Origin of the sequence: Pseudomonas tritici (genome assembly GCF_014268275.3) — a bacterium.
GTDB classification, from domain to species: Bacteria; Pseudomonadota; Gammaproteobacteria; order Pseudomonadales; family Pseudomonadaceae; genus Aquipseudomonas; species Aquipseudomonas tritici.
Map to the genome: position 1 here is coordinate 84,438 of NZ_CP077084.1, position 13,549 is coordinate 97,986.

General features: G+C 61.3%; 12 protein-coding genes. 5 read left to right on the forward strand and 7 right to left on the reverse strand.

The window, feature by feature from the left end; translation table 11 throughout:
• Positions 1-34: 34 nt before the first annotated feature.
• Positions 35-598, forward strand: a complete 564-nt coding sequence (locus tag HU722_RS00365; RefSeq protein ID WP_065875506.1) for a chorismate--pyruvate lyase family protein — start codon at positions 35-37, stop codon at positions 596-598.
• Complete coding sequence (gene ubiA / locus HU722_RS00370) at positions 598-1,488, forward strand: 4-hydroxybenzoate octaprenyltransferase (protein WP_065875507.1); 891 nt, start codon at positions 598-600, stop codon at positions 1,486-1,488. The genes HU722_RS00365 and ubiA overlap by 1 nt, the downstream gene beginning before the upstream one ends.
• A 70-nt stretch (positions 1,489-1,558) precedes the next feature.
• Here the strand turns inward: ubiA and HU722_RS00375 are convergent, their stop codons facing one another.
• Entirely contained in the window at positions 1,559-1,936 is a 378-nt protein-coding gene (locus HU722_RS00375) for a COG4315 family predicted lipoprotein (RefSeq protein ID WP_065875508.1), read from the reverse strand.
• A gap of 155 nt (positions 1,937-2,091) precedes the next feature.
• Between HU722_RS00375 and phoB the strand changes: the two genes are divergently transcribed.
• The 3 genes from phoB (at position 2,092) to HU722_RS00390 (ending at position 5,765) form a co-directional block, all read left to right on the forward strand.
• Positions 2,092-2,781, forward strand: a complete 690-nt coding sequence (gene phoB / locus HU722_RS00380; protein ID WP_010207570.1) for a phosphate regulon transcriptional regulator PhoB — start codon at positions 2,092-2,094, stop codon at positions 2,779-2,781.
• A 54-nt stretch (positions 2,782-2,835) separates the two neighbouring features.
• Positions 2,836-4,158: a phosphate regulon sensor histidine kinase PhoR gene (gene phoR / locus HU722_RS00385; protein ID WP_065875509.1), complete on the forward strand. Its 1,323-nt coding sequence runs from the start codon at positions 2,836-2,838 to the stop codon at positions 4,156-4,158.
• A gap of 266 nt (positions 4,159-4,424) precedes the next feature.
• Entirely contained in the window at positions 4,425-5,765 is a 1,341-nt protein-coding gene (locus HU722_RS00390) for a hemolysin family protein (RefSeq protein ID WP_065875510.1), read from the forward strand.
• 4 nt (positions 5,766-5,769) lie between these two features.
• On the opposite strand, the gene HU722_RS00395 is transcribed toward HU722_RS00390, so the two are convergent.
• The 6 genes from HU722_RS00395 to HU722_RS00420 all read right to left on the reverse strand — a co-directional run bounded on the left by HU722_RS00395 (position 5,770) and on the right by HU722_RS00420 (position 13,282).
• Positions 5,770-6,441 (reverse strand): M23 family metallopeptidase, encoded by a 672-nt coding sequence (locus HU722_RS00395; protein ID WP_065875511.1) that lies wholly within the window; start codon positions 6,439-6,441, stop codon positions 5,770-5,772.
• A gap of 191 nt (positions 6,442-6,632) precedes the next feature.
• Positions 6,633-7,541 (reverse strand): response regulator, encoded by a 909-nt coding sequence (locus tag HU722_RS00400; protein ID WP_065875512.1) that lies wholly within the window; start codon positions 7,539-7,541, stop codon positions 6,633-6,635.
• Between the two features lie 168 nt (positions 7,542-7,709).
• Entirely contained in the window at positions 7,710-8,471 is a 762-nt protein-coding gene (gene phoU, locus HU722_RS00405) for a phosphate signaling complex protein PhoU (RefSeq protein WP_049710891.1), read from the reverse strand.
• Positions 8,472-8,541: 70 nt separating this feature from the next.
• On the reverse strand, positions 8,542-9,375 hold the full coding sequence (gene pstB, locus HU722_RS00410; protein WP_049710890.1) for a phosphate ABC transporter ATP-binding protein PstB: 834 nt from the start codon (positions 9,373-9,375) through the stop codon (positions 8,542-8,544).
• Between the two features lie 187 nt (positions 9,376-9,562).
• Positions 9,563-11,233, reverse strand: coding sequence for a phosphate ABC transporter permease PstA (gene pstA / locus HU722_RS00415; RefSeq protein ID WP_065875513.1), 1,671 nt, complete (start codon positions 11,231-11,233; stop codon positions 9,563-9,565).
• Positions 11,234-11,248: 15 nt separating this feature from the next.
• On the reverse strand, positions 11,249-13,282 hold the full coding sequence (locus tag HU722_RS00420; protein ID WP_175403037.1) for an ABC transporter permease subunit: 2,034 nt from the start codon (positions 13,280-13,282) through the stop codon (positions 11,249-11,251).
• Positions 13,283-13,549 lie beyond the last annotated feature (267 nt).

The following is a 13,549-nucleotide window of genomic DNA, read 5'->3' on the forward strand; positions in this document are numbered from 1 at the left end:
TCGCCGCCTCTTTTGCTGCCAATACTGACTCACCGTGCCGCACTCAATCGACCTTCCCGATGCTTGCCAGTGGCTGACCCAGAGCCGTTTGATCCCTGCGCCCGCGCCCTTGACCCTCAACTGGCTGTTCAACGAAGACTCGCTCACCCGGCGGCTGACATGGCTGTCGGACGACGGCTTCAGCGTGACGCCACTGTTCGAAGGCTGGCAGCCACTGCGCGATGATGAATGTGCTGCCCTGGCGCTGGCGCCGGCCAGTATCGGCTGGGTGCGTGAAGTGTATTTGCGTGGGCAGGGCCAGCCGTGGGTGTTCGCGCGCAGTGTGGCGGCGCGCAGTGCCTTGCAGGGCGACGGCTTGCACATGGATGAGTTGGGCAGCCGATCACTGGGCGAATTGCTGTTTTGCGACCAGGCCTTCACCCGCCAGGCGATCGAGGTGTGCCATTACCCGCGGCAGTGGTTGCCCACGGCGGACCAGGCCGACGGGCTGTGGGCACGCCGCTCACGCTTTGATCGCGGTGCGCTGAGCGTGCTGGTGGCGGAGATCTTTTTGCCGAGCTTCTGGCACGCGCTGCATGCCCATCCGGAGAACTGCTGATGTATCAACGCCTGCTCAAATCCCTGAACCGCCTTAACCCGAGGGCCTGGGATTTCATTCAGTTGACCCGGATGGACAAACCCATTGGCATCTACCTGCTGCTGTGGCCAACGCTGTGGGCGCTGTGGATTGCCGGCAAGGGTTCGCCGTCCTTTATCAACATCGTGATTTTCGTGTTGGGCGTGGTGCTGACCCGGGCAGGCGGCTGCGTGATCAATGATTGGGCCGACCGCAAGGTCGACGGCCATGTGAAGCGCACCGAGCAGCGCCCGCTGGTGAGCGGCAAGATCAGTTCCAAGGAAGCGCTGGTGTTTTTTGCAGTGCTGATGGGCATCAGTTTCCTGCTGGTGCTGTTGACTAACGCCACCACTATCCTGCTGTCCCTCGGTGGTTTGGCGTTGGCGGCGAGCTACCCGTTCATGAAGCGTTACACCTATTACCCTCAAGTGGTGCTGGGCGCGGCGTTTTCGTGGGGCATGCCGATGGCGTTTACCGCCGAGACCGGCAGCTTGCCCGCCGCTGCCTGGCTGCTGTACATCGCGAACCTGCTCTGGACGGTGGGCTATGACACTTATTACGCGATGACCGACCGTGACGACGACTTGAAGATCGGCGTGAAATCCACCGCCATTCTGTTCGGTGATGCCGATCGCGTGATTATCCTTACCCTGCAGGGCCTGGCGTTGGTGTGCCTGTTGCTGGCCGGTACACGGTTTGAGCTGGGCGGCTGGTTCCACCTGGGGTTGCTGGCGGCGGCTGGATGTTTTGCCTGGGAGTTCTGGTACACCCGCGACAAGGATCGGATGAAGTGCTTCAAAGCGTTTTTGCACAACCACTGGGCGGGGTTGGCGATTTTTGTCGGAATTGTGGCGGACTACGCGTTTCGCTGAGCGCCGTTTTTCGTGGTGATCGAACTGACGCCCTCGACTTGCTCGCGAAGGCGTCAGAAGCACCGCGTGGTCAGGGCTTGATCACATGCCACGCCCCACCCTTGCCATCACCGGTCTTGTCACCGGCCTTTTTATCATCCTTGTAGGTGTAGACCGGCTTGCCGTCATAAGCCCACTGGCTGGTCTGGTCGTCGCGGGTGATCACGGTCCATTTGCCCATGGAGGTATCGGTGGACTCAGCCTTCAGCGGCGGCCAGTTGGTCGCGCACTGGTCCTTGCACACTGACTTGCCGTCAGCATCCTTGTCGAAGGTGTAGAGGGTCATGCCCTTGTGGTCGACCAGCATCCCATCTTTAGTCATCGCCGGCTCCGCCGCGAACGCCAGGGTCGGCAGCGTTAACACGGCCGTTACCAGCAGGGCTTTCCAGGAAATCGTGCTGTAAGTCATCGGAACCTTCCTATTTTGGTTGTCAGGATTCGGACCCACAGCGTAGTCCACAGAGGCGAGAATTGCCCGAGCGACTAAATTACTGTCACACGACTGCAATAATTCCGTTATCTAATGCGGCGCAAGACAGTTAAATGACAAGAGGATTTTTGAGCATGGTTGGCAGGAGCATTCTGATTGTTGACGACGAAGCGCCCATCCGCGAGATGATCGCCGTTGCGTTGGAAATGGCCGGCTATGACTGCCTGGAGGCGGAGAACTCCCAGCAGGCCCATGCCATTATCGTCGACCGCAAGCCGGACTTGATCCTGCTGGACTGGATGCTGCCCGGCACCTCCGGCATCGAGCTGGCCCGCCGTCTCAAGCGTGACGAGCTGACCGGAGACATCCCGATCATCATGCTCACCGCCAAGGGCGAAGAGGACAACAAGATTCAGGGCCTGGAAGTCGGCGCGGATGACTACATCACCAAGCCGTTTTCCCCACGAGAACTGGTCGCTCGTCTGAAAGCCGTATTGCGCCGCGCCGGCCCCACCGATGGCGAAGCGCCGATTGAAGTCGGCGGCCTGTTGCTGGACCCGATCAGCCACCGCGTGACCATCGACGGCACGCCGGCAGAGATGGGCCCTACCGAATATCGCCTGCTGCAGTTCTTCATGACCCACCAGGAGCGTGCCTACACGCGCGGCCAACTGCTCGACCAAGTGTGGGGCGGCAACGTGTATGTGGAGGAGCGCACCGTGGATGTGCATATCCGCCGCCTGCGCAAAGCCTTGGGCGAGGCCTACGAGAATCTGGTACAAACCGTGCGCGGCACTGGCTATCGGTTTTCCACCAAGGGCTGAGCCTGCCATCTTTTTAAGAGCCCGACTTAACAGCTGACAAGGACGCATGTTCAAGTGAATCAAAACTGGCATGGCACCCTGATCCGCCACATGCTTTTGCTGATCACCGGCTGCCTGTTGGTGGGCCTGGTCAGTGGTTATTACGGCTGGAGCCTGGCAGTCGGCATTGCCTTGTACCTGGGCTGGACCCTCAAGCAACTGCTGCGTCTGCACGAATGGCTGCGCCAGCACAAACCCGACGAAGCACCACCCGACGGCTACGGCCTGTGGGGCGAGGTGTTCGACAGCATCTACCACCTGCAACGCCGCGACCAACGGGTGCGCGGGCGCCTGCAGGCGGTGATCGACCGGGTGCAGGAATCCACCGCCGCGCTCAAAGACGCGGTGATCATGCTCGACAGCGACGGCAACCTGGAATGGTGGAACCGCGCGGCCGAAACCCTGCTGGGCCTCAAGACGCCCCAGGACAGCGGCCAGCCGGTCACCAACCTGGTGCGCCACCCGCGCTTCAAGGAGTACTTCGAACAGGAGAACTACGAAGAAGCCCTGGAAATCCCCTCGCCCACCAATGACCGCGTGCGCATCCAGCTATACCTGACGCGCTACGGCAACAACGAACACCTGATGCTGGTGCGCGACGTGACCCGCATTCACCAGTTGGAACAGATGCGCAAAGACTTCGTTGCCAACGTCTCCCACGAGCTGCGCACGCCTCTGACCGTGATCTGCGGTTACCTGGAGACGCTGCTGGACAACGTCGACGAGATCAACCCGCGCTGGAGCCGGGCCCTGCAGCAGATGCAGCAGCAAGGTTCGCGCATGCAGACGCTGCTCAACGACCTGCTCTTGCTGGCTAAGCTTGAGGCAACTGACTACCCGTCGGATAACCATCCGGTGGCGGTGCAAAGCCTGTTGCAGACCATCAAGAACGACGCCCAGGCCCTCTCCGGTCAACGCGGGCAGCAGATCACCCTGGAAGCCGACCCGACCGTGCTGCTCAAAGGCAGCGAAGGCGAGTTGCGCAGCGCGTTTTCCAACCTGGTGTTCAACGCCGTGAAGTACACCCAGGACAAAGGCAATATCCGCATCCGCTGGTGGGCCGACGAACAGGGTGCACACTTGAGCGTGCAGGACTCCGGCATCGGCATCGACGCCAAACACCTGCCGCGCCTGACTGAGCGTTTCTACCGCGTCGACTCCAGCCGCAACTCCAACACCGGCGGCACCGGGCTCGGCCTGGCGATCGTCAAGCACGTGCTCTTGCGCCACCGCGCCCGCCTGGAAATCAGTAGCGTGCTGGGGCATGGCAGTACGTTTACCTGCCATTTTCCGCCGGCGCAGATGACGCGTTCGCGGCTGGTTGGCACAGACGAGTAACTCGAAAACGACGCTGGACTAACTGTGGGAGCGGGCTTGCTCGCGAATGCGGTGGGTCAGCTACGAATGAGTTGACTGAGCCACCGCTTTCGCGAGCAAGCCCGCTCCCACAGGGATATGAGTTGTTTTGGAGATTGTATTCCTTGCCCCGCCCGGCAGTGGGCACTAGGCAAGCGCCCCGTCAGCCGCTACATTGGCCGACTTGCGCCTGCCCTTCAGGCTCACCTGCCACCCTTTATTGAACACGGAACCTGCAAAACCCCATCATGGACCCTTCCCCTGGTATCACCCTCGCTACGCTCTTCGCCGACTTCGGCATGATTCTTTTTGCACTGGTCCTGGTACTGCTCAACGGTTTCTTCGTTGCGGCGGAATTTGCCATGGTCAAACTGCGCTCGACTCGGGTCGAGGCCATCGCCCACACCAACGGCTGGCGCGGGCAGATCCTGCGCACCGTACACAGCCAGCTCGACGCCTACTTGTCGGCCTGCCAGCTGGGTATCACCCTCGCCTCCCTGGGCCTGGGCTGGGTCGGTGAGCCGGCCTTCGCACACATCCTCGAGCCGCTGCTGGGCGCGATGGGCGTCGAGTCCCCGGAAGTCATCAAAGGCGTGTCGTTCTTTGCCGCCTTCTTCGTGATTTCCTACCTGCACATCGTGGTTGGCGAACTGGCGCCCAAGTCCTGGGCAATTCGCAAGCCCGAGCTGCTGTCGCTGTGGACTGCGGTGCCGCTGTACCTGTTCTACTGGGCCATGTACCCGGCGATTTACCTGCTCAACGCCAGCGCCAACGCCATCTTGCGCATCGCCGGCCAAGGCGAGCCTGGCCCGCACCACGAACACCATTACAGCCGCGAAGAACTCAAACTGATCCTGCACTCCAGCCGTGGCCAGGACCCGAGCGACCAAGGCATGCGCGTACTCGCCTCCGCCGTGGAAATGGGCGAGCTGGAAGTGGTGGACTGGGCCAACTCCCGGGAAGACCTGGTGACCCTGGACTTCAACGCCCCGCTCAAGGAAATACTCGCGCTGTTCCGTCGTCACAAATTCAGCCGTTACCCGGTATATGACGCGGTGCGCAACGAGTTCGTGGGCCTGTTGCACATCAAGGATTTGCTGCTGGAGCTGGCCGCCCTGGACCACATCCCCGAATCCTTCAACCTGGCCGAGCTGACCCGCCCGCTGGAGCGTGTGTCGCGGCATATGCCGTTGTCGCAGTTGCTGGAGCAGTTCCGCAAAGGCGGCGCGCACTTCGCCCTGGTGGAGGAAGCCGACGGCAACATCATCGGCTACCTCACCATGGAGGACGTGCTGGAAGTACTGGTTGGCGATATCCAGGACGAACACCGTAAGGCCGAGCGCGGCATCCTGGCCTATCAACCGGGCAAGCTACTGGTACGCGGCGATACCCCGCTGTTCAAGGTGGAGCGCTTGCTGGGTGTCGACCTGGACCACATCGAAGCGGAAACCCTGGCCGGGCTGATCTACGACACCCTCAAGCGGGTGCCGGAAGAGGAAGAAGTGCTGGAGGTGGAAGGCTTGCGCATCATCATCAAGAAGATGAAAGGGCCGAAAATCGTGTTGGCCAAGGTGCTGCTGCTGGATTGAACCCTCAATTGCCCAACGCGAAGTTGGGCAATGCACCCACTGGCTGGTTGAACTCGTACGGGATCGACACCAGCCCCGCCTCGCTGGCGCGCTGCACCACAAAATGCAGATGCGGCCCGCTGCTGTTGCCGGTATTGCCCGACAACGCCAGCGGGCTTCCCACCGCTACACGCTGCCCTGCCCTGACACTCACCGAACCTTGCTTGAGGTGCAGGTACACGCCCTCGGTGCCGTCATCGTGACGCACCCGCACGAAATTGCCTGAGGCATCACTGCCACGCCCCTCCTGCTCAGTCTCGGTCTTCACCACCACACCGCTGCGCGCCGCAATGATCGGCGTGCCTTCCGGCATGGCGATGTCCATGGCGTAGCGGCTCTTGGCGTCGGTGTGGCTGAAGCTACCGTTGGGGCCTTGGCTCAGGCGGAACGGGCCGCCGCGCCAGGGCAAGGGATAGCGGTAGGCTTGTTGTGAATAACGCGGTTGGGGCGCCAGGGGCATCAGCGGTTTCACGCGTTCGACCCTACGCTCCTGGATCACAAACGCCTGGGCACCCGGGGTTTGCCGGTCACTGAAAAACACCTCGCCATTGGCATCGGTGGATTTGTAGAGGGTCATGGCCTGGGTCGAAGTGACGACCGCTGCCAGCCCGCAGCACAGTAGTAAGCGCATGAGCATGGCGTGAACCTGCCGATATGACTGCACGGGAGATTAGCTAGCGATCGTTACAGTCTGTAGTGAGCGGGCTTGTCCCGCGCTGGGTGGCGAAGCCGCCCTAATGCAGCCACCGCATTTTTTCAGATGAAACGCGTCGTCTGGTTTTGGGGCGGCTTCGCCACCCAGCGCGGGACAAGCCCGCTCACTACAAATCACGCACCCGGCACAAAATGCTTCTGCGCCGTACCGCGTGCAATCAGGCGGGAGATGTAGTCGAGCTTCTGCGCGTCCTGGTCGATAAACCGGAAGGTCAGTTGCAGCCAGTCGCTATCAGGCTTGGGTTCGAAGGCGACGATGGCATGCAGGTAGCCGTTGAGGCGCGCCACTTCAGCGTTGTCGCCTTGTTCCAGGTCGAGCACGGCGCTTTCCAGTACCTGAGGCAGGACTTCGCCGCGACGGACCACCAACAGCGCTTCCTTTATGCTCAACGCCTTGATCACGCATTGTTGGGTGCCACTGGACAGGCGCAACTGACCTTGACCACGACCGCCGGCCGGGGATGCCGCGGCAGGCGCTTGAGCCGCTGGGCTGTTGAGCAGGCCTCGGCTCGGAGCAGGAGCAGCAGCCACTGGTGCCGACTTGACCGCTTCGGGTTTGCCGCCGGTCAGGGCGCTCAGGGAGTCGTTGCCGAAGGCCGAGTTCATCTTGGTGGGTGCGCTGGCGACCAGGGCGTCGAGGCGGCCAACCTTATGCAGCGCCTGCTTGACCTTGCTCAGCAGCTGTTCGTTGGTGAACGGCTTGCTGACGTAGCCGGAAACCCCGGCCTGGATGGCCTGGACCACGTTTTCCTTGTCGCCACGGCTGGTCACCATCACAAATGGCATGGCCTTGAGGTGAGGTTGCTCACGGCACCAGGTCAACAGCTCAAGCCCGGACATCTCCGGCATTTCCCAGTCGCACAGCACCAGGTCGAAGGATTCGCGCATCAGGATGGCCTGGGCCTTTTTACCGTTCACCGCGTCTTCAAGCTTGATCCCGGGGAAGTAGTTGCGCAGGCACTTCTTCACCAGGTCGCGGATAAACGAGGCGTCATCCACCACCAATACACTGACTTTACTCATCGACCCTTCATCCTATAAAAACTTCGGCACGCAAGACGCCTGACTGATGGCATTTTGCCAAAACTCTGCAGTCACGTTCGGACTATCTTTCATCCGAAACGTAATAAATTCAGCTGCCGCAAACGAAAACGCCCGACCAAAGGCCGGGCGTTAATTTCTCGGGCAACCTTACTTATCGTCAGTTACGCCCGGAACATTAGGGATTTGATCGACTGAACCTTCAACTTCGGCCTTCATGCGCTTGAGGCCCATGTGCCGTACGTCGGTGCCGCGCACCAGGTAGATCACCAATTCCGAGATATTGCGCGCGTGGTCGCCGATCCGCTCCAGGGAGCGCAGTACCCAGATAATGCTCAAGACCCGCGAGATAGAGCGCGGGTCTTCCATCATGTAGGTCGCCAGCTCGCGCAGCGCGGTCTTGTACTCGCGGTCAATGACCTTGTCGTACTGGGCCACCGACAGGGCCAGGTCAGCGTCGAAGCGCGCAAACGCGTCGAGTGCATCACGCACCATGTTGCGCACCTGGTCGCCGATATGACGCACTTCCACGTAACCACGCGGTGCTTCGCCTTCTTCGCACAGCTGGATGGCACGGCGGGCGATCTTGGTGGCTTCGTCGCCGATGCGCTCCAGGTCGATCACCGACTTGGAGATGCTGATGATCAAACGCAGGTCGGACGCTGCCGGTTGGCGACGGGCGAGAATGCGCAGGCATTCTTCGTCGATGTTGCGTTCCATCTGGTTGATCTGGTCATCGATCTCCCGCACTTGCTGGGCCAGGCCCGAGTCGGCCTCGATCAGCGCAGTGACGGCGTCGTTGACTTGCTTTTCCACCAGCCCGCCCATCGCCAGGAGGTGGCTGCGCACTTCCTCGAGCTCGGCGTTGAACTGCGCGGAGATGTGGTGGGTAAGGCCTTCTTTGCTAATCATGTTGGCGTCCTTGGAGCGTCCGGTAAGGTGCGGAGAACCGCAGCGTCAGTGCGATGAGAACCACAGCGTCCTAGCCGTAGCGACCGGTGATGTAGTCTTCGGTCTGCTTCTTCGCCGGATTGGTGAACAGGGTATCGGTATCGCCGAATTCCACCAACTTGCCCATGTACATGAACGCGGTGTAGTCGGAAACCCGCGCCGCCTGTTGCATGTTGTGGGTCACGATGACGATGGTGAACTTGGACTTGAGCTCGTAGATCAGCTCTTCAACCTTCAGCGTCGAAATCGGGTCGAGTGCCGAGCAAGGTTCGTCGAGCAGCAGCACTTCCGGTTCCACCGCGATGGTGCGCGCGATCACCAAACGTTGCTGCTGGCCGCCGGACAAGCCGAGTGCCGACTCGTGCAGGCGGTCTTTGACCTCGTCCCACAGCGCCGCGCCCTTGAGTGCCCACTCAACCGCTTCGTCGAGAATGCGCTTCTTGTTGATGCCCTGGATGCGCAGGCCGTAGACCACATTTTCGTAGATGGTCTTGGGGAACGGGTTGGGCTTCTGGAACACCATGCCCACGCGACGACGCAGCTCGGCCACGTCTTCGCCCTTGCGGTAGATGTTGGTGCCGTAGAGGTTGATGGCACCTTCCACGCGGCAACCGTCGACCAGGTCGTTCATGCGGTTGAAGGTGCGCAGCAGCGTCGACTTGCCGCAGCCCGACGGGCCAATGAAGGCGGTCACACGCTGCTTGGGGATGTTCATGCTGACGTCGAACAGCGCCTGCTTTTCACCGTAGTACAGGCTCAGGCCCGGCACTTCGATGGCCACGGTTTCCTGGGCCAGGCTCAGGCTCTGCTTGTCGCGACCCAGGGCAGACATGTTGATGCCGTGGGAATGGGTGTCTTGTTGCATGGGATGCTCCCTGTGCTACCAATTCGTTTCGTTGAACCGCCGGGGCGGTTTACTCAAAAATCTGTGTCTGGCGCTGGCCCCTGTGGGAGCTGGCTTGCCTGCGATGGCATCACCGCGGTGTACCTGCTAAACCCAGTCGTCTGCATCGCAGGCAAGCCAGCCCCCACATTGACCGTGTCCGGCCCGCTTAGCTGTCCAACGCCTTGTATTTTTCGCGCAGGTGGTTACGGATCCACACCGCCGACAAGTTGAGCGTGGCGATCACCAGCACCAGCAACAAGGCGGTGGCGTACACCAGTGGCCGTGCCGCCTCGACGTTAGGGCTCTGGAAGCCGACGTCATAAATATGGAAGCCCAGGTGCATGATCTTCTGGTCCAGGTGCAGGTACGGATAGTTGCCGTCCAGCGGCAGCGACGGGGCCAGCTTCACTACACCGACCAACATCAGCGGCGCCACTTCACCGGCGGCGCGGGCCACGGCGAGGATCATGCCGGTCATCATCGCCGGGCTGGCCATCGGCAGCACGATCTTCCACAGCGTTTCCGCCTTGGTCGCGCCGAGTGCCAAGGAACCTTCACGTACGGTGCGAGGAATCCGCGCAAGGCCTTCTTCGGTGGCCACGATCACCACCGGCACCGCCAGCAGCGCGAGGGTCAACGAAGCCCAAAGCAGGCCCGGCGTACCGAAGGTCGGCGCCGGCAGGGCTTCGGCGAAGAACAGGCGGTCAACCGAGCCACCCAATACATACACGAAGAAGCCCAGGCCGAACACGCCGTAGACGATGGCCGGTACGCCGGCCAGGTTGTTCACGGCGATACGGATGATGCGCGTCAACGTGTTCTGCTTGGCGTATTCACGCAGGTACACCGCCGCCAGCACGCCGAACGGCGTCACGATCATTGCCATGATCAGGGTCATCATCACGGTGCCGAAGATGGCCGGGAAGATCCCGCCTTCGGTGTTGGCTTCCCGCGGGTCATCGCTGAGGAATTCCCAGACCTTGCTGAAGTAGAAGCCGATCTTGGTCATCGTGCCCATGGCGTTAGGCTGGTAGGCGTGCACCACTTTGCCGATGCCGATTTCCACTTCCTTGCCGTTGCCGTCACGGGCGGTCAGCGAGTCGCGGTTGAACTGGGCATGCAGGTCGGCCAAGCGTGCTTCGATGTCTTGGTAACGGGCATTCAGTTCGGCGCGGTCAGCGTCCATGTCGGCTTGGGCGGCGGCGTCGAGCTTGCCTTCCAGCTCCAGTTTGCGACCGTGCAGGCGGATGCGTTCAAGGCCGGCGTTGATCGCGCCAATGTCGGACTTCTCCAGGGTCTTGAGCTGGACAGCCAGCTTGTTGACGCGGTCGACACGGGCCTGCAGCTCTGGCCACGCAGCTTCGCCTTCGGCGATGACCTTGCCATCCTGTTTGACGTTGACCAGCGTGCCGTAGAAGTTGCCCCACTCACGCCGCTCGATGGTCATCAGGTTCGCAGGCGTGGTCTGGTCCTTGAGCCACTCGCCGACGATCCAGGTGAAGTCGTTGCCGTTCAGGTCGCGGTTGCCGACCTTGATCAGCTCGCGGGTCATGAATTCCGGGCCTTGGTCCGGCACGGGCAGGCCAGCGCTTTTCAGGCGCTCACGCGGTACTTCTTCTTTCTGCACCACTTCGCCGATGACGATGTGATTGGCCTGGCCCGGTACGGTGTAGTTGGCCTGGATCAGGTCGGCTGGCCAGAAGTGGCCCAAACCACGCACCGCAATCACAGCCAGCAAACCAATGGTCATGATGACCGCGATGGACACCGCGCCACCGCTGATCCAGACGCCCGGGGCGCCGCTCTTGAACCATCCATTCAGGGAGTTCTGTTTCACAGACTTCTACCTTTCTTAAAGCGACGAGTATTTCTTGCGCAGACGCTGACGGATCAGCTCGGCGAGGGTGTTCATGATGAAGGTGAACAACAGCAGCACCAGCGCCGAGAGGAACAGCACGCGGTAGTGACTGCCGCCGACTTCCGACTCGGGCATTTCCACCGCGACGTTGGCCGCGAGCGTGCGCAGGCCTTCGAACAGGTTCATTTCCATCACCGGGGTGTTACCGGTGGCCATCAACACGATCATGGTCTCGCCGACAGCGCGGCCCATGCCGATCATCAGCGCCGAGAAGATGCCCGGGCTGGCGGTCAGAATCACCACGCGCGTCATGGTCTGCCACGGGGTGGCGCCCAGGGCCAGGGAGCCCAGGGTCAGGCCGCGCGGCACGCTGAACACAGCGTCTTCGGCGATGGAGTAAATGTTCGGGATCACCGCGAAGCCCATGGCCAAACCGACCACCAGGGCGTTGCGCTGGTCGTAGGTGATGCCTAGGTCGTGAGAGATCCACATACGCATGTCACCGCCAAAGAACCAGGTCTCCAGGTAGGGGCTCATGTACAGCGAGAGCCAACCCACAAACAGGATCACCGGGATCAGGATCGCACTTTCCCAACCATCGGGAACGCGCAGGCGGATCGACTCAGGCAGGCGGCTGAACACGAAGCCGGCGACCAGGATGCCAATCGGCAACAGCATCAGCAGGCTGAAAATCCCCGGTAGATGCCCTTCCACATACGGCGCCAGGAACAGGCCGGCGAAGAAGCCGAGGATCACCGTCGGCATGGCTTCCATCAGCTCGATCACCGGCTTGACCTTGCGGCGCAGGCTCGGAGCCATGAAGTAAGCGGTGTAGATCGCCGCGGCAACGGCGAGCGGCGCAGCCAGCAGCATGGCGTAGAACGCAGCCTTCAAGGTGCCGAAGGTCAGCGGGGCCAGGCTCATCTTGGGTTCGAAGTCGGTGTTGGCGGCGGTCGATTGCCAGACGTATTTAGGCTCGTCGTAGTTTTCGTACCAGACCTTGCTCCACAACGCGCTCCAGGAGACTTCCGGGTGCGGGTTGTCCAGCATCAACGGCTGCAACTTACCGCCGGCTTCCACGATCACGCGGTTGGCGCGGGGCGACAGGCCATACACGCCTTGTCCGTCGACGACCGGGTCAACCAGCAGCGTGCGGTGCGCGGTGCTGTGGAACACGCCAAACTTGCCGGAGGCATCGAGGGCAGTGAAGCCTTTGCGACGCTCTTCAGCGGAAATTTCAACGATAGGCGTGGTGCCCATCTGGAAGGTGCGGATCTGCTTGAGGTGCTGCTCGCCATCCGGGTCACGGGCCATGAACCACTGGGCCAGGCCGCCCTTGGAGTTACCGATGATCAGCGAGATACCACCCACCAACTGAGTGCTGGCGGTGACTTCAGCGTTGCCGTCTTCCAGCAGCTTGTAGCGACCGTTGAGGCTGTTGTCGCGCAGGCTGAATACATCGGCGAGGGCACGGCCGTTAATCACATAGAGCCACTGCTGGCGTGGGTCGATGAAGATCGCCTTCACGGGCTCAGTCATTTGCGGCAGCTCGATACGCTTCTGCTCACTGGTGACTTCGCCGGTCATCATGTTTTCTTCGCGGCTCAGGGACAGCACGTTCAAGTGCGAACCGGCCGAACCGGCGACTACCAAGGTGGAGTCCGTGGCATTGAGGGCGACGTGCTCCAACGGACGGCCGGCGTCATCCAGCACGATCGGGGTTTCACCGTAGGGGTATTCGATTGCAGGCGAAATGGTTTTGTTGCCGTCCGGGTAGGACACCTTATAGGTGTGGCGGAACACCAGGGACTGGCCGTTGGACAAACCCAGGATCACCAGCGGGCTGCCGGGTTGGTCTTCACCGATGGACGCAACGCTGGTGCCGGCGGGCAGGGGCAGGTCGACACGCTTGAGTTCGGCGCCCGTCGCCACATCAAAGAACAGCGCCTGGCCCTTGTCGGAAACCCGCATGGCAACTTGGTTCTGTTCTTCGAGGGAGATCATCAGCGGCTTGCCGGCGTCCTGGATCCAGGCCGGGGTCAGTGCGTCTTCCTTGGTCAATGAGGCGCCCTGGAACAAGGGCGCGACGACATAAGCAAGAAAGAAGAAAATCAGGGTGATGGCGCCGAGGACAGCGAGGCCGCCGACCAGTACATACCAACGGGTCAGTCGGTCCTTGAGCGCGCGAATGCGGCGTTTGCGTTGCAGCTCAGGCGTATTGAAATCAATGCGCTTGGGGGGAGAAGTCGTCGTCATGGTGGAATTGGCCAGATCATTCATGCGCACACCCTAGCG